This window comes from Haloplanus sp. GDY1 (assembly GCF_023703775.1).
GTDB lineage: Archaea > Halobacteriota > Halobacteria > Halobacteriales > Haloferacaceae > Haloplanus > Haloplanus halophilus.
The window spans coordinates 2,598,052-2,620,869 of the sequence record NZ_CP098514.1; the positions used below are offsets into that span (position 1 = coordinate 2,598,052).

23 protein-coding genes are annotated in these 22,818 nt (G+C 71.8%); 11 read left to right on the forward strand and 12 right to left on the reverse strand.

Annotated elements, in window-relative coordinates; translation table 11 throughout:
* Window positions 1-4 precede the first annotated feature (4 nt).
* Entirely contained in the window at window positions 5-226 is a 222-nt protein-coding gene (locus NBT67_RS18190) for a zinc ribbon domain-containing protein (protein ID WP_425498923.1), read from the reverse strand.
* A 227-nt stretch (window positions 227-453) separates the two neighbouring features.
* The gene (locus NBT67_RS13910; protein WP_251342363.1) at window positions 454-1,590 is read right to left on the reverse strand and encodes a serine hydrolase domain-containing protein; all 1,137 of its coding nucleotides are present in this window, start codon (window positions 1,588-1,590) and stop codon (window positions 454-456) included.
* Between the two features lie 74 nt (window positions 1,591-1,664).
* Here NBT67_RS13910 and NBT67_RS13915 point away from each other — a divergent pair, with 74 nt between their 5' ends.
* From NBT67_RS13915 to NBT67_RS13935, 5 genes are all read left to right on the forward strand, one after another.
* Complete coding sequence (locus tag NBT67_RS13915; protein WP_251342364.1) at window positions 1,665-2,084, forward strand: DUF8059 family membrane protein; 420 nt, start codon at window positions 1,665-1,667, stop codon at window positions 2,082-2,084.
* Window positions 2,085-2,235: 151 nt separating this feature from the next.
* Window positions 2,236-3,963: a PGF-CTERM-anchored ABC transporter substrate-binding protein gene (locus NBT67_RS13920; protein WP_251342365.1), complete on the forward strand. Its 1,728-nt coding sequence runs from the start codon at window positions 2,236-2,238 to the stop codon at window positions 3,961-3,963.
* On the forward strand, window positions 3,960-6,650 hold the full coding sequence (locus NBT67_RS18070) for a hypothetical protein (protein ID WP_305881847.1): 2,691 nt from the start codon (window positions 3,960-3,962) through the stop codon (window positions 6,648-6,650). The genes NBT67_RS13920 and NBT67_RS18070 overlap by 4 nt, the downstream gene beginning before the upstream one ends.
* 108 nt (window positions 6,651-6,758) lie before the next feature.
* Window positions 6,759-8,159 (forward strand): ribonuclease FAU-1 family protein, encoded by a 1,401-nt coding sequence (locus tag NBT67_RS13930; protein ID WP_251342366.1) that lies wholly within the window; start codon window positions 6,759-6,761, stop codon window positions 8,157-8,159.
* A 51-nt stretch (window positions 8,160-8,210) separates the two neighbouring features.
* A complete protein-coding gene (locus NBT67_RS13935) occupies window positions 8,211-8,870 on the forward strand; it encodes a hypothetical protein (RefSeq protein WP_251342367.1) in 660 nt (219 codons plus the stop codon).
* Here NBT67_RS13935 and NBT67_RS13940 read toward each other — a convergent pair.
* On the reverse strand, window positions 8,858-9,754 hold the full coding sequence (locus NBT67_RS13940) for a glycosyltransferase family A protein (protein ID WP_251342368.1): 897 nt from the start codon (window positions 9,752-9,754) through the stop codon (window positions 8,858-8,860). The two genes, NBT67_RS13935 and NBT67_RS13940, sit on opposite strands and share 13 nt — an antisense overlap.
* A gap of 165 nt (window positions 9,755-9,919) precedes the next feature.
* Between NBT67_RS13940 and NBT67_RS13945 the strand changes: the two genes are divergently transcribed.
* Complete coding sequence (locus tag NBT67_RS13945) at window positions 9,920-10,657, forward strand: SDR family NAD(P)-dependent oxidoreductase (protein WP_251342369.1); 738 nt, start codon at window positions 9,920-9,922, stop codon at window positions 10,655-10,657.
* Between the two features lie 21 nt (window positions 10,658-10,678).
* Here NBT67_RS13945 and NBT67_RS13950 read toward each other — a convergent pair whose 3' ends face one another.
* Both NBT67_RS13950 and NBT67_RS13955 read right to left on the reverse strand, forming a co-directional pair.
* Window positions 10,679-11,071 carry a DUF5611 family protein gene (locus tag NBT67_RS13950; protein ID WP_251342370.1) on the reverse strand — a complete coding sequence of 131 codons (393 nt, stop codon included), beginning with the start codon at window positions 11,069-11,071 and terminating at the stop codon, window positions 10,679-10,681.
* 103 nt (window positions 11,072-11,174) lie between these two features.
* Window positions 11,175-12,089: a DUF7093 family protein gene (locus NBT67_RS13955; RefSeq protein WP_251342371.1), complete on the reverse strand. Its 915-nt coding sequence runs from the start codon at window positions 12,087-12,089 to the stop codon at window positions 11,175-11,177.
* A gap of 116 nt (window positions 12,090-12,205) precedes the next feature.
* Here NBT67_RS13955 and NBT67_RS13960 point away from each other — a divergent pair, with 116 nt between their 5' ends.
* Both NBT67_RS13960 and ygfZ read left to right on the forward strand, forming a co-directional pair.
* Window positions 12,206-12,505, forward strand: a complete 300-nt coding sequence (locus NBT67_RS13960; protein ID WP_251342372.1) for a DUF6432 family protein — start codon at window positions 12,206-12,208, stop codon at window positions 12,503-12,505.
* A gap of 39 nt (window positions 12,506-12,544) precedes the next feature.
* Entirely contained in the window at window positions 12,545-13,636 is a 1,092-nt protein-coding gene (gene ygfZ, locus NBT67_RS13965; protein WP_251342373.1) for a CAF17-like 4Fe-4S cluster assembly/insertion protein YgfZ, read from the forward strand.
* Here the strand turns inward: ygfZ and NBT67_RS13970 are convergent.
* The gene (locus tag NBT67_RS13970) at window positions 13,627-14,745 is read right to left on the reverse strand and encodes a geranylgeranyl reductase family protein (RefSeq protein WP_251342374.1); all 1,119 of its coding nucleotides are present in this window, start codon (window positions 14,743-14,745) and stop codon (window positions 13,627-13,629) included. The two genes, ygfZ and NBT67_RS13970, sit on opposite strands and share 10 nt — an antisense overlap.
* Before the next feature lie 100 nt (window positions 14,746-14,845).
* Between NBT67_RS13970 and NBT67_RS13975 the strand changes: the two genes are divergently transcribed.
* Entirely contained in the window at window positions 14,846-15,856 is a 1,011-nt protein-coding gene (locus NBT67_RS13975) for a PrsW family intramembrane metalloprotease (RefSeq protein ID WP_251342375.1), read from the forward strand.
* A 36-nt stretch (window positions 15,857-15,892) separates the two neighbouring features.
* Here NBT67_RS13975 and NBT67_RS13980 read toward each other — a convergent pair whose 3' ends face one another.
* Together NBT67_RS13980 and NBT67_RS13985 are read right to left on the reverse strand one after the other, a co-directional pair.
* Complete coding sequence (locus tag NBT67_RS13980) at window positions 15,893-16,732, reverse strand: formate/nitrite transporter family protein (protein ID WP_251342376.1); 840 nt, start codon at window positions 16,730-16,732, stop codon at window positions 15,893-15,895.
* A 111-nt stretch (window positions 16,733-16,843) separates the two neighbouring features.
* The gene (locus NBT67_RS13985) at window positions 16,844-17,428 is read right to left on the reverse strand and encodes a riboflavin synthase (RefSeq protein ID WP_251342377.1); all 585 of its coding nucleotides are present in this window, start codon (window positions 17,426-17,428) and stop codon (window positions 16,844-16,846) included.
* A gap of 80 nt (window positions 17,429-17,508) precedes the next feature.
* Here NBT67_RS13985 and NBT67_RS13990 point away from each other — a divergent pair, with 80 nt between their 5' ends.
* Together NBT67_RS13990 and NBT67_RS13995 are read left to right on the forward strand one after the other, a co-directional pair.
* Window positions 17,509-18,150, forward strand: coding sequence for a DUF502 domain-containing protein (locus tag NBT67_RS13990; protein ID WP_251342378.1), 642 nt, complete (start codon window positions 17,509-17,511; stop codon window positions 18,148-18,150).
* Window positions 18,151-18,187: 37 nt separating this feature from the next.
* Complete coding sequence (locus NBT67_RS13995; protein WP_251342379.1) at window positions 18,188-18,430, forward strand: DUF7533 family protein; 243 nt, start codon at window positions 18,188-18,190, stop codon at window positions 18,428-18,430.
* A gap of 10 nt (window positions 18,431-18,440) precedes the next feature.
* Here the strand turns inward: NBT67_RS13995 and NBT67_RS14000 are convergent, their stop codons facing one another.
* The 4 genes from NBT67_RS14000 to NBT67_RS14015 form a co-directional block, all read right to left on the reverse strand.
* Window positions 18,441-19,115: a M24 family metallopeptidase gene (locus NBT67_RS14000; RefSeq protein ID WP_251342380.1), complete on the reverse strand. Its 675-nt coding sequence runs from the start codon at window positions 19,113-19,115 to the stop codon at window positions 18,441-18,443.
* A gap of 4 nt (window positions 19,116-19,119) precedes the next feature.
* Window positions 19,120-20,964 (reverse strand): UvrD-helicase domain-containing protein, encoded by a 1,845-nt coding sequence (locus tag NBT67_RS14005; RefSeq protein WP_251342381.1) that lies wholly within the window; start codon window positions 20,962-20,964, stop codon window positions 19,120-19,122.
* 60 nt (window positions 20,965-21,024) lie between these two features.
* On the reverse strand, window positions 21,025-21,210 hold the full coding sequence (locus tag NBT67_RS14010) for an HVO_0416 family zinc finger protein (RefSeq protein WP_251342382.1): 186 nt from the start codon (window positions 21,208-21,210) through the stop codon (window positions 21,025-21,027).
* Window positions 21,211-21,285: 75 nt separating this feature from the next.
* Window positions 21,286-22,788, reverse strand: a complete 1,503-nt coding sequence (locus tag NBT67_RS14015) for a carboxypeptidase M32 (protein WP_251342383.1) — start codon at window positions 22,786-22,788, stop codon at window positions 21,286-21,288.
* Window positions 22,789-22,818 lie beyond the last annotated feature (30 nt).

The window sequence follows — 22,818 nt, forward strand, 5'->3', positions numbered from 1 at the left end:
GACCTCAGCCGATGAACAGGTCGACCACTTCGCTCGGGCTCCGCCCCTTGTAGAACTCCGTGTAGCCGCATCTGGTGCAGGAGACCGCCCTGTACCGCCGGTTCTGGACGTCGAAGAGTCGGGAGAGGCCGACGCCGGTCGTCGCGATGTCGTCGACGTCGGCGTCCGTGTGTCCACACTTCGGACAGCCCGTCTCCCCCTCGACGGCCCCCGACAGGTCCACCACCTCCCCGTCGCCGCTCGCGGTGAGCGCGTCGGCCGGCGCCGCGTCGTCGAGCGACGCCTCGCAGTTCCTGCAGAACGCCCAGTCCGCGGACGCCTTCGTCCCGCACTCGGGACAGTAGACGTGGGCGGGGCGCTCCGACTCGTCCGCGTCGTCTGGGTCGCCGTCTCCGGGGGCCATGCGTCGACGTTGCCGGCACGACGGCAAAACGGTTCGCCCCGGCGACGAAGTCAGGACGAGCCGAACGCGGTCCGCACCGCGTCGGCCATCGCGTTCGCCCGCATCGCGTGTTCCACCTCGTCGCGGATGCCGTTCGTGACGTAGGCCATCGCCAGCCCCGACTCGGGGTCGCCCCAGCCGACGATGCTGCCCAGGCCGCCGTGGCCGAACGTCGCCCGGGGAGCGACGGTGCCGTACTTGTCCCACGCGGTGCCCGCGCGCTCGAAGCCGAGGGCGTAGCGCCGGGGCACGCCCATCGTCCCGTCCCGCTCCACCTCGGCCTGCACGCTCGTCGCCTCGTCGACGGTGTCGGCATCGAGCAGGCACACTCCGTCGAGTTCGCCCCCGTTGGCCAGACAGGCGTAGAAGCGCGCCATGTCGCGGGCCGTCCCGACGCCCGTCGCCGCGGGGACGACCGCCCGGCGAACCGACTCGCGGTTGAACAGCGCGGCGGCCTCCGCGGCCGTCCCGGAGAGGCCGGCCGCGCTCTCCCGACACCGCTCGCCCGCCTCGAAGCCGGCCAGGGTCGCGACGTCGTCGGGGTCGTCCGCCGGGAGACCGATGCTCGTGTCGGCCATCCCCAGCGGCTCGAAGACGTGCTCCCGGGCGTAGGCGTCGACGGGGCGCCCGCTCACCCGGCGGACGAGTTCGCCGACGAGGAAGCCGTAGGTGAGCGCGTGGTAGGCGGCGGTCGACCCCGGCCGGAAGGCCGTGTCCAGGGCCTCCATCGCCGAGACGGCGGCGTCCCAGTCGGTCCAGCGCGTCGGGTCGTCGTCGAGCGGACTGCGTGGCAGGCCGGCCTGGTGGCTGAGGGCGTGTCGCACCGTCGCCGCGGCCTTCTCGCTCCCCGCCGCGGCGAACTCGGGCCAGTGGTCGCGAACGGGGTCGTCGTAGTCGAGGCGGCCCCGCTCGACGAGGTGATGGAGGCAGACCCCGGCGTACGGTTTCGTACACGAGAACAGCACGTGCCGGCGGTCGGTCGTCGTCTCCGGGCCGTCGGGGCCGACGGTCCCGGCCGCGCAGTCGAGGACGAGGTCCGCCCCGTCGTACACCGCCAGTTGCGCCCCGTGATGGAGGCCGGCCGCGACGTGGCTCTCGAAGACCTGCCGCACGCGCGCCGCCGGATCGGTCGTGAACGGCGAATCCATACCCGTGACGTCTCGCCACGGGACCGAAAGCCCGTCGACAGAGCCAAGTACCGCTCTGTGGTTATTGGTGTCGAATGACACGAATACTCAAAACTTCCGGCTTCCTCGGACTGGCAGTGATGATGCTGGTCGGCCTGCACCAGTTCGGCCTGTTGAGCGGCGGGCAGGCGCCGCCGGGGTGGATGATCGGCGCCCACGCGCATCTGGGCGTGCTCTCCATCCTCGCCATCGTCACCGGGTTCGCCGTCGAGTCGCTGGCCCTCGCCGGCCGACTCCGGACGGCGGTCACGGGGCTCTTTCTGACCGGTCAGTGGCTCCTCCCGACGACCATCTGGCTGGGCGAGGGCGCCGGGTTCACGGCGCTTCTGCCGACGATCCTGCTCTGGGGCGTCGCCCTCGTCGCGTCGATGCTCCTGATGGCGTGGGCGGCGTGGACCCGGTCGGCGACGCCCGGCGTCGGCCCCGGGTCCGGTCCCGCCGTCGCCGACGACTAGGTGGCGATTGAGACGGTCCACACAGCAGATCGTACGCTGTACTGCGATCCGTTGTGCAGTGACGGTCAATCGCTACGAGAGGTCGCGTCCTCCCCACTCAACTCCACTTTCGTTAGGTAAATTTATATTTGGCAAACCGGTCGAACGGGACATGGACACGACACGGTGTGTGGTCGTCGCGCTCGTGCTGGTCGCGGCGCTCGGACCCGCGGGCGTCGGCACCGCGGCGGCGCAGTCCGGGGACTGCGCGTTTCCGATCACGCGGACGGACGCGACGGGCACCGACGTGACGGTCGGCGAGGACCCCGACGAGGTGGTGACGCTCAACCCCAGCGCGGCACAGACGATGTACGAGATCGACGCGTGGGAGGAGGTCGTCGGCGTCTCGACGTACGCCTCCTACCTCCCCGGCGCCGACGACAAGACGACGGTGGGGACGGGCAACAGCGACGCGACGGTCGAACAGACGCTCGCGCTCGATCCCGACCTCGTCCTCGCGCCGAACACCATCGACGGCGACGTCGTGACGCAGCTCCGCGACGCCGGCGTGACGGTGTACAAGTTCGAGATGGCCGAGGACCTCGACGACGTCGTCGAGAAGACGCGGCTGACGGGCGAACTCGTGGGGCACTGCGAGAGCGCCGACAGCCGCGCCGACGAGATGGAACGGCAACTCGACGTGGTCAGGGAGGCCGTCGAGGACGTCGACCGGCCGAAGGTGTTCTACACCTTCTTCGGCTTCACCGCCGGCGAGGGGACCTTCATCCACGAGGTGATCCAGACGGCCGGCGGCGACAACGTCGCGGACGACAGCGCCGAGTTGAACGCCAACGGCGTCACCACGTCCGGTTACTACGACGTCAACGCGGAGTACGTGGTCGCGGCGAACCCCGAGTGGTTCGTCCTGAACGGCGACGAGTACGACACCGCGACGGTGCCCGCCGGACCGGGCGGGATCTACGAGGGCACGACCGCCTACCGGGAGGGCAACGCGGTCGTCCTCGACGCCAACGAGATCAGCCAGCCCGCCCCGCGCATCGTCAACGCCATCCTCGACCTCGTGCGGGTCCTGCATCCGGAGGCCTACGAGTCGGAGATCGAGGGGCGGGTCGAGACGTCGTCGCTCGGCGACCGGCGCGGCACGACCGCCGAACGCCTCGCGGACGGGAGCCTCAGCCTGCAGGCCTCGAACCTCGGCCGCTCGGATCGAGTGAGCTTCGACGTGCCCCCGCGGCCGAACGCGACCGCCTCGGTGCGCCGGGTCAACGTCACGCTCGCGACGGTGAACCCGACGTTCGAACTCCGCCTGCGACACGGCGGCGACGTCACGCCCCCGAACGGGACGCGCACCCTCGAAACCGTCGGCCTCTCCGGCAACGGCGTCTTCGCCGGCGACGTCGACCACCTGACGCTCAGGCTGGCGGTGAACCGGAGCCGACTCGACGGCGCCGACCCCGACACCGTCACCCTCTTCCGGTCGAACGGCACCGGCTGGGTGCCGCTGCGGACGACGCGGGTGACCGCGGGCGCGGCGAACGGGACCGCGGACGCCGCCACGGGCGGGAACGCCACGGCCGCGGCCGCGAACGACACCCTGGTCTACGAGGCGCGGACGACCGGGTTCGCGACGCTGCTGCTGGCCGTCGAGGAGCCCGACTCCCCGGCCGAACCGGCGACGAACGGGACGGCCGTCCCGACGGCGACGGCCACGGCGACGGCCGAACCCACGCCCACGGGGACGGGCGAGTTCCGGGCGGCGACGACGGAGCCGCCGGCGTCGACCCCCACTCCGACGCCGACCCCCGGGAGCGCCCCCGGGTTCGGCCCGCTGCTCGCGGTCGCTGCCGTCCTACTCGCCGCCGCGGGGGTGCGCCGATGACCGCGGCGGTCGGTCGGGGCGCGCTCGCGGCGCTCTCGGTCGCCCTCCTCGTCGCCGTCGCCGCCACGCCGGCCAGCGGTGCGGCGGTCGGCCTCGGGGAGGCGGGCGTCTCCCCGACGACCGTCTCGACCGGCGCGACGACTACCCTCGACCTCTCGGTGAACGCGACCGGCGTGAACACCACCGACGCGACGACTGACGCGAACGTCACGGTGACCGCCCCGGACGGCCTCGACCTCTCGGGGGCGGCGGTGACGGCCCGGGACGCGGCGCCGAACGCGACGGGCGTGACCGCCGCCGTCGACGCCGGGGCGAACGCGGTGGTCGTCTCGTGGGACGACGACGCCGGCGTCGACGCCGAGGCGGTGACCGTGACCGTGACCGTCTCCGGCGTCGCCGTCGAGCGCACGGGCGATCACGGCCTGACGGCGACGGTCGACGCCGACGGCGACGGCGCCACGGACGCGAGCGGCGCGGTCGGCACGGTCACCGCCTCGGCGACGGCGAGCGACCGGAGCGTCACGACCGAGGGGGCCGTCCTCTACCTCGGCGAGGAGGACGTGGACCTGACGGGACTCGACGGCGCCGCGCCGGCGGGCGAACCGGAGCGGTTCTACGGCGTCGGCGGCGGGGCCGAGGGCGGCGCCGCGGAGGCCGCCAACGCGACGGCCGTCGACGTGACGCTCGGCAACGGGTTCGCCCCCGGACAGTACGCCTTCACGGCCGGCGGCGACGCCGCCGTCGTCGTCGAGCGACCGAACGTGACCGACGTCGACCTCCATCCGGGCGGGACGGTCTCCGAGACGGAGGTGGCCGGTTCCTCGATCCCGGCGAGCGTCGAGACGCTCACCGTCGACCCGGACTTCGACTTCGCCGCGGCCGACGACGCGACGGTGATCGTCGAGAACGCGGACGGACTGGCGGTCACCGACGAACTCACCGACGATCCGACGGTGGCGACCGACGGCGAGACGGTTCGACTCGACGTGTCCGACCTCGCGGTCGGCACCTACACGGTTCGGGTCGAGGGGGCCGACGACCTCGATCACGTGAACGCGACGGCGACGGTCCGGGTCCGCGAGGCGGCGCGCACGGTCTCGCTGAGTCGGACGCGCGTCGCCCGCGGCGAGTCGACGGTGGCGACGGTGAGCGGTCCGCCGGGCGCGGTCCGGCACGTCCGCGTGCCCGCCGCCGCGCTCCGCGACGGCGAGTCGGTGACCGTCCCCACCGCGAAGGCCCTGTTCGGCGGGGCCGAGGGCCTCGCGTTCGTCGACGCCGACGCCGAGGCGGGCGCCCTCTACGCCGTCGTCGGCCTCGACGACTCCGGGTTCGCCAGGGTCGAACTCGACACCGAACTGCTGGACGACGGCACCCACGACGTGGCCGTGGCGCGAAACGCCACCGCCGACCCCGAGGCGACGGTCCCCCTCACCGTCGACGACCGCGACGTCTCGGTGACGCCCGCCCGGACCACCCTCACCGTCGGCGAGACGGTGACCGTCTCCGGGACGGCCCGCGGCGCCGACGACGTGAAACTCTACGCCTCGGTCGGCGGGTCGTACGCGCCGCTGTACGAGGACAGCGAGGCCGACGAACTCGCGGAGGCCCGCGTCGACGACGGATCCTGGGCGGTCGACCTCGACACCCGTGCGGTGCTCACCGTCCCCGGTCGATACCAGGTCGTCGCCGTCGCGGACCCCGGATCGGCCCACCTGGGGTCGGCCGACCGGCTCCCCGAGTCGACGTTCGACGACTTCGACACCGTCGGGAGAGCGGCCGTCGGGACGACCGAGCCGTCGCTCTCGGCGTCGCTCTCGCGGTCCCGCATCGCCACGAACGCCGGCGACGAGGTTCGGGTCGCCGGCCGCGCGCCCGGCCCCGGCGAGACGGTCCGGGCATACGTCGTCACGCCCCGCGGCGACGTCGTCCCCCGCGACGTGACCGTCGGCGACGACGACGCCTTCGACTTCGAGTACGCCGCCGTCGACACCCCCGGTACGTATCGCGTCCTCGTCGTGTCGCCCGGCCGCGACGGCGCCTTCGCGCTCGCCGACGGCGGCGACGCGGCGGCCGTCCGGACCGAACTCTCGGGGTCGGAGACGGCCGCCGAGGCCGCGGCCATCGTCCGCGACGCCTACGGCGGTGCCGGCGTCGACGACCGGCTCGTCGGCCTGAACGTCACGGCGACCGACCCCCGGGTGTGCGTCGAGACGGTGACGCGCCGGGACGGTGACCTCGTCGTCGCGGGCACCTCGAACCGCGAGAACGGCACGCTCGTCCTGCTGGACCTCCGGGAGGGGGCGAGCGTCGCCGCCGTCGCGGACGCCGCGGTGAACGCCTCGGGGCGGTGGCGAGCGACCGTCGACGTCTCGGGCCTCGACGCCGGCGAGTACACCCTCCGGGCGGAGACGGCCGACGCGGCCGACGCGCGGACGGTGAGCGTCGGGGCGGGAGCCGCGTCCCCGGCCGCGACGCCGTCAGCGACGCCGACCGAGGCGCCGACCCCGACGCCGTCAGCGACGCCGTCACCGACGGCGACCGACCCCGACGCCGCTGCCGCCGGCGAGACGCCCGGAACGGCCGGGCGGGCGACCCGCACCGCGGCGTCGGGTCCCGGCTTCGGCGCCCCGACCGCCCTCGTGGCGGCGCTCTCGGCGCTCCTCGCCGCGGTCGGTCGGCGCCGGTAGCCACGGGCGTCTCCGTCGCAGTCAAAACCCCTCGGGTCCAAGCGCCGGTGTGATGTACGCCGAACCCCTCTCCGGTCGGCCGTCGGCCGGCCCGCTCCCGCGTCCCGCATGAACGTCCGCATCCGCGGCATCTACACGACCGCGCTCACGCGCCGCTTCCTCGACGCCGGTCACGCCGTCGTCGACGCCTCCGATCCGATCCGCGAGCGGTTCGACGCCGAGTTCGGCACGGCGACCCACGACGTGGCGGTCGAGACCACCGCCGACCGGCAGGGCGTGGGCGTCACCGGCGCCCCCGACGCCGTGGCGACGGCCGTCGAGTCCCTCTCTCTCTCGCGCGACACCCTCGCGTGGGAGTCCCCCGCCCCGCGGGACGCCGTCTTCGACGCCCGCGTCACCGAGACCCTGGGGAGCGGCGCGGTGTGTGACCTCGGGGACTGCGAGGGCTTTCTCCCCTTCGGCAACGCCGACGACCACGTCGCCGTCGGCGACGAACGCCGCGTCCGGGTCGACGAGTCGGCGGCGCCGTGGACCGACCGCCGGCCCGTCCTCGACACCGACGTGCGGGTGCGCGCGGGCCCGGCGACGCTCGTCCACGGCGCCGCCGGCGTGAGCGTCGACACCCGGGACGACGCCGCCGGGCGCGAACTCGCCGGGATGACCGACCTCCTCGACGTCGACCCGCCGGAGGGGTGGGGTCTGCGCTGGGACGACGCGGCGACCGACGCCGACATGGGGGCGCTGGAGACGGCGCTCTCCCGGGCGGTCGACCGCGCCGAGGCGGTGCCCGTCGACGACCCCGTCGCCCCGGTTCGTCGCGTCGCCGCCCCCGCCGCGACGACGTGGGTGTGGTTCGGCCGCGAGGCCAGGTTCGCCCTCGACGACCGCCGGCGCGACGTGACGACGACGATGCACGGCCACCACCGGATCAAGGCGGCCTCCGGGGACGCGAGTCGGGCCGTCGACTTCGCGGAGGCGCTGTCCGACGACGGGGGCGCCCGCGCCGACGGCGAGTTCCCCTTCGAGGCCGTCACCGACACCTTCGGCCCCGCCGTCGGCGACGACGTCCGCCTCGAACACGGCAAGCCCGACGGCCGACTGATCGTCCTCGGCCGGGCCGCGGTGACCGACCGCGACGCCGACGGCACGCTCACGCTCCGCCGGGAGATGACCGCCGGCGGCACCTACGACGCACTCGGCGTCGACCGGGCGGCCGGCGACGTGGCGACCACCAAGGTCCGCGAGGGGCGGTGGTGGTATCCAACCGTCTACCGCGGCGCGGACGGCGAGCGGAAGGGCACCTACGTCAACGTCTGCACGCCCGTGGAGTGTTTCCCGGACGCCGTCCGCTACGTCGACCTCCACGTCGACGTGGTGAAGGGACCCGACGGCGAGGTGCGCCGGGTCGACGACGACGAACTCGACGCGGCCGTCGACGCCGGACGGGTGTCCGAGGCGCTGGCGGAGAAGGCGCGGTCGGTCGCGTCGAGCCTCGTCGAGGCGCTGTGAGTGCGGCGACCGGCCGAAGGTTCTTCACGGCCGTCGGCCGTTAGAGCGCCCATGTCCACGGAAGACGGACCCGACGCCGACGCGGGAGCGACTCGCGATCCCTCGGCGGACCTGCGATGGGACGCGCTCCGTCTGGAGTACGAGCACCTTCGCTCCGAAATCGAACAGTCCATCCGGAATCAGGTCCGCGTCCTCGGATACGGTGGTGCCACCCTCTCGCTTCTGATCGGCCTCGGCATCGGGAACCGGGAGTTCGCCATCGTGATCGCACTCCCGTTTCTCGCCTTCTTTTTCTTCATGCTGTGGAGCATCGAACAGACCCGGATGATGCGTGCCGGGGATTACATCTCCGGCCTGGAGGACCGGGCTCGTGAGGAGATCCTGGACGGGGACGGACTGGGTTGGGAGGGCTGGCTGAGTTACCGCAGCAAGCGCGAGTCGTTCGACATCTACGACCTCCACTACTACTCACAGTACGGGGTCCTCGGCGGCTTCGTCGTCGTGCTCGTCGTCGCCGCGCTGTTCCTCTGGTTCGGCTCCGAGTTGCTCGACGTCCAGTGGCCCGTGGCACTCACCGGCCCGTTCAAGATCGTCCTGACCGTCGCCTATCTCCTCATGGCGGTCGTCTGTCTGGGCTTCCTGCTGAAGACGGTCCGACACGGCGACGTGCGGACGAGTCTCCGGGCGTATCGGGCGTATCAGCGCGAGTGACCCCCCGCCGAGCCGCCGCCCCCGTCGCTCGCGTAACTTGTCATGCCGGGGTAGGCGGACGTCGAGCGGTACTCGGCCAGTTCCGGCGGGACGTCGAGACGCGACAGCGGCAGCGCACCGGACTCGACGAGACTCCCGAACGGGAGTTCGCGCAGCAGGTGGGCCTCCGGGTCGAAGCTGTACCGTTCGAGGGTGTCGAACGCGCCGTCCCGGGCGTTCCGGGCCGCGAGCGAGAGGAGTCGCCGGTCCCGCCACCGCTCGGTCAGCGGCAGGTGGTTGCGGATCGACCGCTCCAACCGGGCTCGGGGGATCCCCAGTCGCAGCGCGTCCCGGTAGTTGCTGTACAGTCGCCGGAGCCGATAGCGGACCGACTGCCACTCGTAGTTGTCGTGTTCCTCGACGATCGACACCGGGAGGTAGTACACCGGAAACTGCTCGGCGATGCGGACCCAGAGATCCTTGTCCTCGTGTACCTGGAGGTCGCGCCACCCCCCGGCCGCGTCGACGACGCTTCGGTCCGCGATCATCCCACCGTGAAACAGCAGCAGTCCGGGTTCGCGTTCCGCACGGAGGTCGCGATAGCGCTCGGCCACCGTCGACAGACAGGGGCTGTAGGTCACGTCCAGGTCGATGTGGGCCGCGACGATCTCGTCGCTCCCGAGTTCGAACGCGCTCTGTCTCCCCTCGCCCCGCGACAGCCCGGATTCGAAGTCCATGACCACCGACTCGCTGACGTAGTACTTCTCGATCACGTCGAACGATCCGTCCGTGGAGTTCGAATCGACGATGACGAGCCGATCGCTCGGGCCGAGCTGGCCGAGCAGGCTGTCGAGCGATCGTCTGATCGTCTGCTCCTGATTCCGGTGGGTGATCAGGACGTCCATCCATCGGTCACATGGACGGGGACCGCCAAATGTGTCACGATGCCAATCGAAGCCGCCGTTCCCGCGGTGACCGACCGCCACTGCCCGGAGCCGTGGCCGCGCCCCCGACGCCGGCACACGGCTCCCGACCAGCATCCCTACGTGGCTCCCACTCGATCCTCGGGTATGCTCACGACCGACCTCTCAGACCGGGTCGCACTGGTGACGGGGAGCGCGAAGGGGATCGGCCGCGAACTCGCCCTCTCGATGGCCGAGGCGGGGGCGGCCGTCGCGGTTCACTACCACTCCAGCGACGAGGCGGCGCGGGCGACGGCCGCGGTGGCCCGCGAGGCCAGCGGCGCCGCGACGACCGTGCAGGGCGACGTGACCGACCCCGACGACGTGGACGCGATGTTCGACGCCGTGGAGGCGGACCTCGGGACCGTCGACCTCCTCGTCAACAACGTCGGGGACTTCGCGCCCCGACACTGGGAGGAGATCGACTTCGAGACCTGGAACCGGGTGCTGGATACGAACTTCAACGGCACGTACCTCTGCTCGAAGCGGGCGCTGCCCGCGATGCGCGACGCCGGGTTCGGCCGCATCGTCAACGTCGGCTACGCGGGGACCGAACGCGCGCTGGTCTACCCCAAGAACTTCCCCTACCTCGTCGCGAAGACGGGGGTCGTCATGTTCACGCGGATGCTCGCCAACGACACCACCGAGGACGGCATCACGGTCAACTGCATCTCGCCGTACGTCGTCGAGAACTCCGACGAGTTCCCCGACGAGGCGCCGCGGGGCCGGTGGGCCTCCTTTTCGGACCTGCGGCAGGTGCTCTTCTTCTTCCTCGATTCGGACAGCGGATACGTGAGCGGCGAGAACGTGGAGGTAGACGGCGGCTGGATCCCGGAGGCGCTGTAGTCGATCGAGGACCGGGCGTCCTCAGGCGTTGGGCACGTCGTCGGGGTCGTCCTCGACGGAGCGTTTCATCGAGTCGCGACGGGACTTGGCGTCGCGCCCCGTCACTTCGAGCAGAAAGTCGTTCTTGGCGCTGACCGCGTCCTCGGCGGCGTCGGCGTGGCCCTCCTCGATCACCTGCGCGGCCGGTTTCTCCTCGAAGTGGACCGCGAGTTTGTCCTTCTTGCCGCTGTATGTCGCCGCCCCGGCGACGATGCGCTCGAACACGGGGTTGTCGGGGTCGCCGACGACGTAGAGGTCGTTCCCCTCGTACTCCTCGGTCCCCGTCACCGACCCGAAGTACTCCTCGATGGTCCCCTTGAGATCCGGTGCGTTCTCATCGAGGGTTTCCCCGCGACGCATCTTGTACTCCTTCATGGCCCCTCGTTCGAAAGGCGTCGGTTTACCAGTTTCGTCCTCCCGCGCTCGGCTCGTGCGGGGGTCCGCGCCGGACCGCGACGCCGACGCCCCCCCGCGGCGGTTACGACCCCTCGCGCTCCGCGATGTACCCCTTGTGACAGTCGGGACAGATGTCACCGGCACGCATCGACGACCCGCTCGCGGACCGGGCGTGCCCGCAGTTCGGGCAGAAGAACTCCGTCTCCCCCTCCGTTCGGTCGTCGACGACGGGTTCGACCTCCTCGGCGGCGACGAACTGCTTGCCGGTCGCCGTCCCGTCGGCCGCGGCCGTCGACCCGTTCGTGGCGTCGCCGCCGGCGGCCTCCTCGGGGGTCAGCCCCCCGCCGAAGGAGACGTCGGCCGTCTCCCCGTCGCTCGGCGCCGCGTCGAACCCCTCGTCGTCGCCCTCGGGGTCGGGCCACTCCTCGCCGCCGCTGACGACGGTCGTCCCGTCGTCGGCGGCGTCCGGAACGCTCTCCGGCCCCTCGCCCTCGCCGTCGGCGTCGCCGGCGTCGTCGTCGCCCTCGGCGTCCGGCCACTCGCCGCGTCCCCGGTCGGCGTCCGACCCGTCGTCGTCGTCGTCGAGGATGATGGCGTCGTCCACGTCCTCGTCGGGGGTCGGGGTGTCCACGTCCACGTCCTCGTCGCCGTCGTCGACGGCGTCCGGTTCGGCCTCGGCGGCCGACTCGACGTCGACCCCGCCCTCGGCGCCGGCGTCGGGCGTCGGGTCGGGGGCGGCGGCCGCCTCCGCGTCGGCGTCGCCCCCGAGGTCCGGCGTCACGCTCCCGTCGTCGCCCAGCCCAGTCGTCACCGACTCGTCGGCCGGGTTCCGCACGGGCCGCACCTCCTTGTTCTCGCTGACGATCCGCCGCTCGCCACAGCGGTCACAGGTCTCGACGGTGCGGTACGTCACGACCACCTCGTCGCCGCGCTCCTCCCGCTCCCGCTCCACCTCGCGGTTCGCGTATTCGTGTCCCAGTAGGCACCTGAGTCCCATTGCGTGGGGGTAGCGGTGGCACCACCAAAAGCCTCCGTCAGACGCCCGTCCGACGGTCTCGACGCCGTTCGGCGGGGGCGGTACTGGTAAACCGTCCGCGTTCGTACGTCCCGCGCATGAAGGCCAAACGGGAGTTCCGGGACCGCGAGGACGTGGAGGTGGCCATCCTCGACGCGCTGGTCGACCGCGGGGGTGAGGGCATGACCGTCTTCGAACTCCGTGCGGCCGTCGAGGAGGACATCGACACGCTCGAAGCCGCCCTGGCGGAACTGAACGAGGACTCGCTCATCTCCGTCGAGTCGAGCGACGGCCGGACCGTGGTGCTCCCGGACGACCGGGTCGTCCCCGACCCGGGCGAGGCCCCCGAAGAGGAGGGGAGCCTGCTGGACGCCGTCCGGGACCGCCTCGGTCTCTGACCGCGGCGCTTTTTCCTCCGCCCCGCCTACGACTCCCCGATGACACGGGGTCTCCACGCCGACTACGGCGCCGAGTTCGAGACGCGGGGCGGGCGCGACGTCGTCGCCCACTACGGCCGGCCCGACCGGACCCACCTCGCGGTCCGCAACGGCGTCGGCGTCATCGAGATGGGCTACGGCGTCGTCGTCGTCGAGGGCCCCGACGCCGTCGACTACGTCGACAACGCCGTCTCCAATCGCGTCCCCGACGCCGACGGCGAGGGCTGTTACGCCCTCCTACTGGACCCGCAGGGCGGCATCGAGACCGACTGCTACGTCTACAACGCCGGGGAACGCCTGCTCTGTTTCACCCCGCCGGAGCGGGCCGACCCCCTCGCCGACGAGTGGAGCGACAAGGTGTTCATCCAGGACGTGTCGATCCGCGACGCCAGTTCGGCGTTCGCCGTCTTCGGCGTCCACGGCCCCTCAGCCACCGAGACGCTGGCGACGCTCCTGGCCGGCGCGAGCGTCCCCGAAACCGAGGCCCCCCTCACGTTCGTCCGCGGATCCATCGCCGACGCCGGCGTCACCGTCGTCTCCGCGGACGACCCGACGGGCGAAACCGGGTACGAGGTGGTCTGTACCGCCGACGCCGCCGAGGACGTCCTCGACTCCCTGCTCACCCGCGGGTCGCCCACCACCCCCGTCGGCTATCACACCTGGGACACCCTGACGCTGGAGGCCGGGACGCCGCTCTTCGAGACGGAACTCGTCGGCCGAATTCCGAACGTCGCCGGCGTGCGCAACGCGCTCGACTTCGAGAAGGGCTGTTACGTCGGCCAGGAGGTGGTCTCCCGCGTCGAGAACCAGGGGCGGCCGAGCGAGCGACTCGTCGGCCTGACGCTCGATGCCGTCCCCGAGTCGGGGGCGGCGGTGTTCGACGGCGACGCCGCCGTCGGCGAGGTCACCCGTGCCGCCGAGACGCCGTCGTGCGACCGGCCGGTCGCGCTCGCGTACGTCGAGTACGGGGTCGCCGACGACGCGCCGGACCTCGCGGTCCGGGTCGACGGCACCGACGTCGCGGCGACCGTCACCGACCTCCCCTTCGTCGAGGGGAGCGGCCGCTCGGCGCGACTCCCCCGCTACGACTGACCGCGCTCCCGGTCGCCCCCGGGCAGCAGGTTCGTCGCGAGCGCCCGCAGGTGACTCGCCGAGAAGAAGGAGGTGGGGCGGTCCATGTGGACGCCGATCTCGCCGTCGAGCGCCCGCAGGCCGAGCCGCTGGACCGGGGTCGGCAGCGAGTACGCCCGCCGGATCAGGCCGCCGAGGCGGATCTCCCGCCGCAGTTCCGAGCGCCACGCCGCCTCGTAGTCCGCGAGCGTCGAGGGGTCGGTCGGCTCCACCGTCTCGGCCGCGCAGTCGGCGGCCGTCATGCCGTAGAGGATGCCGCCGCCGGTGAAGGGCTTGGTCTGGGCGGCGGCGTCGCCGACGAGGAGGACGCGCTCGCCCGTGACCCGATCCGGCGGGCCGATGGGGATGCCACCCGAACAGCGGCGGGCCGTCTCGACGCCGTAGGCGTCGGTCAGCGCCTCGAACCGCTCGGTCACGTCGGCGCCCGGCGGTGCCGCGAGGCCGTACTCGACGCCCGCCTCGCCGCGGGGGATGCGCCACGCGAAAAAGCGCGGCACCGTCAGGTGGACGTCGACGTAGTCGCCGTGATCCGGCGTCGGATCGAAGGCGAGGACGCCGTGGAGCGTCTCGCCCGGCTCCGGCAGCCCGGCCTCGCGGCGCACCCGCGAGACGGGGCCGTCACACCCCGCGACCAGTCGCGTCTCGAAGCTGACCGTCTCGCCGTCGGTTCGGGCGGTCACCGTCGCGCGGTCCTCGCCCACCTCCACCCCGGTCACCGTGTGTCCCTCGCGCACGTCCGCCCCGGCCTCCCGCGCGGCGTCCGCGAGCGTCCGATCCAGCGCCACGCGGTCGATGACGTTCGACACTTCCTCGGACTTGTAGAAGGGGTAGGACCGCGAGTCCGGCCCGCCGAGGCGGAAGTTCGCGCCGTAGACCCGGTTCTGGAGGAGGTCCGCCCTCGCGCCGTCGGGGACGTACTCCCAGACGTCGGTGCTGACGTGGCCCGAACAGGCCAGCGGCGTGCCGACCGTGCCCTTCTCCAGGGCCAGCACGTCGTACCCGGCTGCCGCCGTCCGGCGGGCGAGCCGTGCCCCGGCGGGGCCGACGCCGACCACGACGAAATCGTACATGTGGCCCGTTCCGGCGCGGCGGGACAAATACTCGGCGGTCGTCGGCCTCCCGAGTGCCGGGAGGCCAAGAAATTAACCGCTGGACGCCGAGGCGTGTCCCATGTCGCGCAGACGGGACCCGGTCGAGGAGCGCGCCGGCGACGACGTCGACCTCTACGACATCGCCACCTGGGAACGGCGGGGACTCCTCGACGGGGTCGCGTCGGGCATCTATCGCGTCCTCGTGGCGTCGACCCGCATCTTCGTCGTCGGCGTCGCGCTGCTCATCCTGGTCGGTATCGGTGGCCTGAGCGCGCTGACCGACCCACAGATCGGCGTGTTGACGGCCCTGTCGGCGCTCCCGGCGCTCGGGCTGGCCGTCTACGTCCGCCGCTCGGACGCGACGGACGGCGAACCGCTCTCCCTGCTGGTCGCCACGTTCCTCCTCGGCGTCCTGACCGCCAACTTCGCGGCGGTGCTCAACACCTACACGCAGGGCGTCTTCGCCGGCCTCGGCTTCCTCGGCAACGCGCTCTTTTTCTTCGTCGTCGTCGGCCCCGTCGAGGAGACGGTGAAGCTCCTCGCGGTGCGGCTCTACGCCTACGGCGACGACCGGTTCCAGGCCGTCGTCGACGGCGCCGTCTACGGCGCCGTCGCCGGCCTCGGCTTCGCCACCATCGAGAACGCCCTCTACATCACCCAGAACCTCGACGGGGCGACGATGGCGAGCGGCCTCGGACTCATCGGCGCCGGCAACAACATCACCGCCATCCGCGCCCTCGCCGGGCCGGGTCACGTCATCTACTCCGCCTTCGCCGGCTACTACCTCGGCCTCGCGAAGTTCAACCGCGAGAACCGCGGGCCGATCATCGTCAAGGGGCTGCTCGTCGCCGCGCTCATCCACGCCACCTACAACACCACGGTCGGCATCGGCTCGGGGCTGGTCGGCCTCGCCACGGGGCTCGGACAGCTCCCCTCGTTTTTCGTCTGGGTCCTGATCTACGACGGCGTCTTCGGGCTCATCCTCTTCCGGAAGATCCGGCGGTACAGCCACACCTACCGCCAGGTCCACGAGGACGAAACCGCCGAGGAGTCGGCCTTCGACGTCGAGCCGACGGAGTTCGAGTCGTAGCGCGGGCACTCGTCCGGACCGTCGTCTCTCCCCGTCTCAGCCATCGAGGCCGCCGATGACGTAGCCGTACTTCAGCAACGAGACGAACACCGTCCCGCCGAGGACGTTCCCGACGGTCGTGACGGCCAGAAACCGAAGGTAGTCGGCGGCCGTGATGGCCGGCGAGACGAGCAGGCCGGCAAGGACCTCGACGTTGCCGGCGATGGAGTGGGGTAGGTGGCCGAACCCGATGACGGCGGTGACGGCGACGACCAGGATGATCCGGGCGCTCGACCCCTTGACGGACGTGACCATCCACGAGAGCAGCGCCATCAGCCACCCCGCGAGCACCGCCGCGGCGAGCGTCGTGAGGACGGAGTGGGAGACCAGCGGCCCGGCCAGTCGAACGAACGCCGTGGGGTCGATGATCCCGTAGGCCGGTCCGAAGCGGACCATCCCGGCCGCGAAGACGGCGCCGCCGACGAGGTTCGTCGCGTAGACCACGCCCCACAGCCGTAGCAGGTCGAACACCGTCGCCTCCCCGTTCAACACGGGCAACACCGCGAGCGTCGTGTGTTCGGTGAACAGCTCCGTCCCGCTGAGGACGACGAACACGAAGCCGATGGCGTAGCTAACGCCGGTCGCGATACGCAGGGTCGGCTCGGTCCAGACCCCCGCGCCGGCGGTTATCAGGGCGGTCATGAACAGCGGCCCGAAGCCGATGTCGAGGCCCGCGGAGAGCCCCGACAGCGCCAGCCCCCGCGTCGGCCGCGACAGCTCCTCCTTGCCCAGCTCCAGCTGTGCGCGGAGCGTCTCCTCCTGCGAGATGGGCGTGTGGTCGGGGGCTCGGCCCCCTTCGGTCGACCCCTCCTCGGGCTCGTCGGACTGTGCGCTCACGAGTGGACTCCGTCGTGGCCGCCCGTCGGTTCCCGCGGCGGGTAAGGCCGGTGTTTCCGTTCCGTGTGGCCGTTCCGGGACGGTCACCGGCCCGCCCCCCGGCGCGTGCGCTCACTCGACCAGGCGCTCGACGTACTTCGCCACCACGTCGACCTCGACGTGGACCGGATCGCCGGGGTCCTTCGCCGAGAGCGTCGTCAGGTCGTACGTCGTCGGGATGACGGCGACCGAGATCAGGTCCTCGGCCCGGTCGGCGACGGTCAGGCTGATCCCGTCGAGCGCGACCGATCCCTTCTCGACGACGTACCGTCCCAGGTCCGGCGGCAGGTCGAAGGTGAACGCCCAGTCGTCGCCGACGCGGTCGATCCCCGCGACGGTCGCCACGCCGTCGACGTGGCCCTGGACGATGTGGCCGTCGAACCGGCCGTCGGCGGGCATCGCCCGCTCCAGGTTGACGGCGTCGCCGACGCCCACCTCGCCGAGGTACGTCTTCGCGACCGTCTCGCTCGCGAGGAAGGCCTCGAACCACCCGTCGCCGTACCGCTCGACCGTGAGGCAGACGCCGGAGACGCTGATGGACTGCCCCTCCGCGAGGGCGTCGTCGCCGAACCCGTGGCCGACGCGGAGGCGGCGTCCCCCGTCGGCGTCGTCGACGTCGATCACGTCGCCCGTCCCCTCGACGATGCCGGTGAACATACCGGCCCTTCGCGGTCGCCGGTGTAAGCCGTTGCGATCCGCGGGGTACGCTTATCCCTCCGCCGCTCGCCACGTCCCACATGAGCCTCAGCGGCCGGCTCCGGGCCAGTTTCGTCACCGGACTCCTCCTGGTGGCGCCCCTCGCGGTGACGGTGTTCGTCCTCCAGTTCGTCTTCGTCCGCACGACCGGGCTGTTGGATCCGCTGGTGCGGGCGACGCGGCTGACGAACTACACCGGCAACGTTCAGGTGGTCGCCCAGTTGCTCGCGGCCCTCTCCATCGCCGCGGCGATCACCCTCCTCGGCTACCTCGCCTCGCGCCGCCTCGGCGAGCGCCTGTTCGGCGGGTTCGAGCGGGCGGTCCGCCTCGTCCCCCTCGTTCGGACCGTCTACTTCGGCGTCCGGCAGGTGAGCGAGTCGCTGGCACAGCGGTCGGCGGGCTACGACGCCGTCGTCCTCGTCGAGTTCCCCCGAGAGGGGGTCTACGCCGTCGGCTTCGTCACCAACGAGGCCCCACGGGCCGCGCGCCGCGCGACGAACGAGGACCTCCACACCGTCTTCCTCCCCAACAGCCCCAACCCGACCGCGGGGACGCTCGCACTCGTCCCCGCCGCCGACGTTCACGAGGTTGATATGTCCGTCCGCCGGGGGCTCAGGCTGCTCGTGACGACGGGGCTGAGCGTCGACGACGTGGACGAACTCCCGGCCGAGGTGGTCGACTGACGGCGGGCTTTTGAGGCGGCGGGGTCAACGGCCGGGTATGCGACTCGGGATCCTCGAGACGGTCGGGCTGGCGGCGACCCTGATTTTCGCCATCCCGGTCGGCGTCTACGGCGTCGAGAGCCTCCTCGCCGGCCGGACGGCCCTCGGCGTCGGCCTCGTCGTCGTCGCCGTCCTGATGGTCGTCCTGCCGCGGCGGCTCACCACGCCGTCCGACCTGCCGGGCGCCGTCGCCGAACGCGTCGTCGGCGACGCGGTGACAGACCCCGACGAGGAGGAGTGACCCCTGCGGCTCAGTACGCGCCCGGCGACAGCGACGTGGGGAGGTCGCCGAGCGCACGGACGCCCGACTCGGTGACGACGTAACACGTTCCGATCCGGACCCGCCCGCGGTCGCCGCCGGGGTCGACTGCCGCCGGCGCGAGCGCGAACGTCTCGCCCGCCGCCAGCGGCGTCTCCGACGGGAACGCCGGCCCCTCCCCGACCGACCACGCGACGGGCACCTCGGCCGTCCCCAGGCCGTAGGCGCCGAGTTCCGCGACCGCCTCGTCGACGACCCGCCGGGCGGGAACCCCGGGTTCCGCGGCGCGGACGACGGCGTCGTGGGCCATCTCGACGGCGACGGCCGCGCGCCGCTCCCACCCGCCAGCGCCGTCGACGACGAACGTGCGCGACCACGGGCCGGGAACGCCCTCGACCGTCGGTTCGAGCGCGACGACGACGGGGGCGCCCGGCCGGAGCGTCCCGTCGCGCGTCTCGACTCGCGTCCCCGGATCCGCGCCGCCGGCGTCGGCGACGGCGGCGTCGGCGACGCACTCCAGTCGCCCGGGAGTGAGGGCGTCGCCGTCGGCGCGGAGGCGCCCCTCGGCGGGCGTCGCGGCGTCGAGGCGGGCCGCGACGGCGCGGACGCCGGCGGCGCCGGCCGCGAGCGCACGCTCGACGCCCCGCACGTCGGCCGCGTCGCTCACGGCCTCACGGCTCCGGTTCGGGCGCCGGCGTCGACTGTGCCTCCTCCAGCATCTCCTCGGCGTCCTCCTCCCGGAGTTCGTTGTGCAGGAGGACGCTGATGGGGAGGGTGGGGGCGCCGCCGATCAGGTTCTCCAGGAGGACGAGCCGTTCCCGGGCACGGCTCATGCCGACGTAGAAGACGCGGCGCTCGTTGTCGGTGAGCAGGGGAACGGGGCTGGTGTGGGCGGTGAACTCCTCGACGCCGTCGACGGCGGTGGGGTCGTCGACGCTCGCGGCCATCTGTTCGACCACCTTCTCGGTGAGGTCGGTACAGACGAAGACGTGGTCGGCCTCGCGGCCCTTCGCGGAGTGGATGGTGCCGACGCGGACCCGACTCGGGTCCATGCCGGCGTACTCGCCGCCGAAGTAGGCGTCGACCGCCTTCCGCTGGAAACTCGTCACCTTGCGGACCATGTCGCCGGCGGCGGGCGGATCCGGCATGAACGGCACGTGGTCGGCCACGACGTCCGGGTCGACCGTGAGTTCCGCCACGTCGTCGGCGTCGGCGGCCTCCTCCGCGTCGTCGAGGTGGTCGTAGAGGTCGTCGCGGTCGTTCGTCCCGAACGCCGAGTCCTGGAGCATGTCCGCGAGGCGACGCGCCTCCAGTCCCGTGATGGGGTCGTCGTCGTCGAGTTTCTCGACGGCGCGGACGTACTGCGTGAGGCGGTCGGTCCACATCCGCTGGTCCGTCATCACGGAGAAGGGGACGCCCTTGGGGAGGAAGTCGTCGATGAACTGGAACATCTGATACCGGGCACGGAAGAGGACCATGATCGTCTCGTCGGTGGTGTCGACGGTGTGCTGGACGTTCCGAACCACCTCGAACATCGAGGGGCTCTGGATGCCCTCGACGACGCCGCCCTCCTTGCGCGGGTTGAGGTCCTTCTCCTGGCGCTTGTCGATGTGGCGGATCTCCCGGTTGACGACGTTGAGGATGCGCGAGGGGAGGCGATAGGAGTTCGGGAGGACGTTGTCCTCGTGGACCGTCGCGTCGAGCAGGATGTTGGGGTCGGCGCCCTGCCACGCGTAGACGACCTGGTCGTCGTCGCCGGCGATGAGGACTCCCTCCATGTGGGGTTTCCACTCCTCGTACACCTCGTACTGGAGGGTGGTGATGTCCTGGAACTCGTCGATGACGAGGTAGTCGACGTGGGGGACCAGCGACCGCTGTGCCACTCGTTCGAGCATGTCGGCGAAGCCGACCAGGTCGTGTTCCCCCTTGTAGGAGCGCCACGCACGGATCACCTCCGGCACGTCGATCCGTTCGTCGTCGGCGGGCCACGTCGGCGTGTACTTGTTCCCCTCCTGGGCGTTCGGGTCCTCGTCGGGCGGGAGGCGGACCGTCTCCACGTCCCACTGGAAGGGGACGTCGTACCAGTCGGCGACGTCGCGCTGGGTGCGCTGGAGCCACTGACTCGTCGCGATGATCTTGTTGCCCAGCGTCGTCGACCGGGCCGTCCGTCGGCCGGCGCCGCCGTACTCGTCCTCGTACTCGACGCCGTACTCCTCGCAGAACTCCTGCTTGTCGGACTCGCCGACCACGTCGCCACGCGAGAGGTCGAGCAGTTCGTACGCCTTCGCGTGCATCGTACAGACGTTGCCCTGGAGCGCCCGCGGCGACGTGTCGAGGCGTTCCGCGAGCCGTTCCCGCACCTCCGCGGCCGCGGCCCGCGTGTACGAGACGACGAGGACGTCGCGGACGCTCACGTCGTCGTCCTCCAGCAGGTCGTCGACGCGGTCGAGGAGGGCGGTGGTCTTCCCGCTACCGGGGCCCCCGAAGAGACGGGTGACCGTGGCGTCGTCGCTCATTGTCCACGTACACGCCCCCAGGCATGATAAACGGCGTGGCTCGCTCGTTCGGCCGCCCGGTCAGGACGCCGGGTCCCACCCGCAGACCGAACAGTCGGCGGCCGACTCCTCGTGCAGCGCCCCACAGTCCGGGCACTGCAGCTTGTTATAGGATCGTTCCCAGCGTACCGGTGTGGTCTCGTGGCCGTTGTCCGCGAGGAACTGGTCGAACAGTTCGTCGTCGTGTTCGCTGGGTCCGGCTGCCATACACACCATGGTACGACATACCATCACTTAGGAGTACTGGTGTGGGTAATTGTGACGTGATGACACGCCCCGAGGCTACAGCCCGTACAGCTCCCCGTACTTCTCGGTGGCGTAGTCGACGAAGGCGTCGGCCGACACGTCCTCGCCCGTCGCTCGCCGGACGAGTTCGTTCGTCTCGAAGCGCTTGCCGTGGCGGTGGATCCGATCGGTCAGCCACTCGTGCAGGGGGTCGAACTCCCCCTCGCGGATCCGGCCGTCGAGCCCCTCGATCTCCCGCTCGGCGGCGTCGAACAGTTGCGCGGCGATCACGCTCCCCAGCGAGTAGGTCGGGAAGTAGCCGAAACTGCCGTGGGACCAGTGGATGTCCTGCAGACACCCCTCGGCGTCCGTCTCCGGGCGCACGCCCAGGTAGGACTCCATCTTCTCGTTCCAGACGGCGGGCACCTCCGCCACGTCCAGGTCGCCGCGGATCAGGTCCCGCTCGATCTCGAACCGGAGGGCGATGTGGAGGTGGTAGGTCAACTCGTCGGCCTCCACGCGGATGGGGTTCGCGGGGTCGACGGCGTTGACCGCCTCGTAGGCCTCGCGAACGCTCGGGTCGCCGATGCCCGGGAAGGCCTCGACCACGCGCGGGAGGAACCCCTCCCAGAACGCCCGCGACCGGCCCACGTGGTTCTCCCACAGACGGGACTGTGACTCGTGGATCGAGAGGTCCCGTGCCTCGCCCAGCGGCGTCCCGTAGGCGTCGTCCGGTAGGCCGAGCGTGTAGGTCGCGTGGCCGAACTCGTGGACCGTCGAGAGCAGCGCGCCGATGGGGTCGTCCTCGTCGTAGCGGGTGGTGATCCGGGCGTCGTAGGCCGTCCCCGTCGAGAACGGGTGCGGGGCGGAATCGAGGCGGCCCCGCTCCCACGGGTAGCCGAGGATATCCAGCGTCTCACGCATCAGTTCCTCCTGTTTCTCCGCCGCGAACGCCCCCGCGAAGGCGTCGGTCGCGAGGTCCGCCTCCGAGGCCCGAACGTCGTCGACCAGCGGCACCACCGCCTCCCGGAGCGAGGTCAGCACGGCCTCGGCGTGATCGAGGGGCAGGCAGGGTTCGTACTCCTCGAACAGCACCTCGTAGGGATCCCGGTCCGGATCGACGCAGTCCGCGTACCGCCGCTTCAGGTCGATCAGTTCCGACAGATGGGGGGCGAAGGCGTCGAAATCGTCCTCGGCTTTCGCCTCGCGCCACGCCGTCAGCGCCTCCGAGGACGCCGCGGAGATCCGCTCGACCAGGGCCGTGGGGACGCACACGGCGCGCTCCCGTTCCCGCCGCACTTCGCGGACGACCGCCCGGCGGTCGCCGTCCAGTTCGCTCGCCGCCAGTTCGTCGAGCAGTCGGCCGAGTTCGTCGTCGGTGAGCAGGTCGTGGCGCACCGCCGAGAGCGCCGAGAGCTGTCTGGACCGGGCGGGCGTCCCCTCCTCGGGCATCATCACCTGCTGGTCCCAGGAGAGCAGTTCCTCGGCGTGCGAGACGTTCGCAACGCGACCCACCCGGTCGAGCAGGTCGTCGTAGGCGGCCGGCACCGTGTCGCTCATGCTCGGACCTCGGCCCGCGACGTAATCAAC

Bases quoted from the DNA above. Each gene is read 5' to 3' on its own strand.
- NBT67_RS13910 (WP_251342363.1), bottom strand. From the start codon at position 1,590: ATGGATTCGCCGTTCACGACCGATCCGGCGGCGCGCGTGCGGCAGGTC.
- NBT67_RS13915 (WP_251342364.1), top strand. From the start codon at position 1,665: ATGACACGAATACTCAAAACTTCCGGCTTCCTCGGACTGGCAGTGATG.
- NBT67_RS13920 (WP_251342365.1), top strand. From the start codon at position 2,236: ATGGACACGACACGGTGTGTGGTCGTCGCGCTCGTGCTGGTCGCGGCG.
- NBT67_RS18070 (WP_305881847.1), top strand. From the start codon at position 3,960: ATGACCGCGGCGGTCGGTCGGGGCGCGCTCGCGGCGCTCTCGGTCGCC.
- NBT67_RS13930 (WP_251342366.1), top strand. From the start codon at position 6,759: ATGAACGTCCGCATCCGCGGCATCTACACGACCGCGCTCACGCGCCGC.
- NBT67_RS13935 (WP_251342367.1), top strand. From the start codon at position 8,211: ATGTCCACGGAAGACGGACCCGACGCCGACGCGGGAGCGACTCGCGAT.
- NBT67_RS13940 (WP_251342368.1), bottom strand. From the start codon at position 9,754: ATGGACGTCCTGATCACCCACCGGAATCAGGAGCAGACGATCAGACGA.
- NBT67_RS13945 (WP_251342369.1), top strand. From the start codon at position 9,920: ATGCTCACGACCGACCTCTCAGACCGGGTCGCACTGGTGACGGGGAGC.
- NBT67_RS13950 (WP_251342370.1), bottom strand. From the start codon at position 11,071: ATGAAGGAGTACAAGATGCGTCGCGGGGAAACCCTCGATGAGAACGCA.
- NBT67_RS13955 (WP_251342371.1), bottom strand. From the start codon at position 12,089: ATGGGACTCAGGTGCCTACTGGGACACGAATACGCGAACCGCGAGGTG.
- NBT67_RS13960 (WP_251342372.1), top strand. From the start codon at position 12,206: ATGAAGGCCAAACGGGAGTTCCGGGACCGCGAGGACGTGGAGGTGGCC.
- ygfZ (WP_251342373.1), top strand. From the start codon at position 12,545: ATGACACGGGGTCTCCACGCCGACTACGGCGCCGAGTTCGAGACGCGG.
- NBT67_RS13970 (WP_251342374.1), bottom strand. From the start codon at position 14,745: ATGTACGATTTCGTCGTGGTCGGCGTCGGCCCCGCCGGGGCACGGCTC.
- NBT67_RS13975 (WP_251342375.1), top strand. From the start codon at position 14,846: ATGTCGCGCAGACGGGACCCGGTCGAGGAGCGCGCCGGCGACGACGTC.
- NBT67_RS13985 (WP_251342377.1), bottom strand. From the start codon at position 17,428: ATGTTCACCGGCATCGTCGAGGGGACGGGCGACGTGATCGACGTCGAC.
- NBT67_RS13990 (WP_251342378.1), top strand. From the start codon at position 17,509: ATGAGCCTCAGCGGCCGGCTCCGGGCCAGTTTCGTCACCGGACTCCTC.
- NBT67_RS13995 (WP_251342379.1), top strand. From the start codon at position 18,188: ATGCGACTCGGGATCCTCGAGACGGTCGGGCTGGCGGCGACCCTGATT.
- NBT67_RS14005 (WP_251342381.1), bottom strand. From the start codon at position 20,964: ATGAGCGACGACGCCACGGTCACCCGTCTCTTCGGGGGCCCCGGTAGC.
- NBT67_RS14010 (WP_251342382.1), bottom strand. From the start codon at position 21,210: ATGGCAGCCGGACCCAGCGAACACGACGACGAACTGTTCGACCAGTTC.
- NBT67_RS14015 (WP_251342383.1), bottom strand. From the start codon at position 22,788: ATGAGCGACACGGTGCCGGCCGCCTACGACGACCTGCTCGACCGGGTG.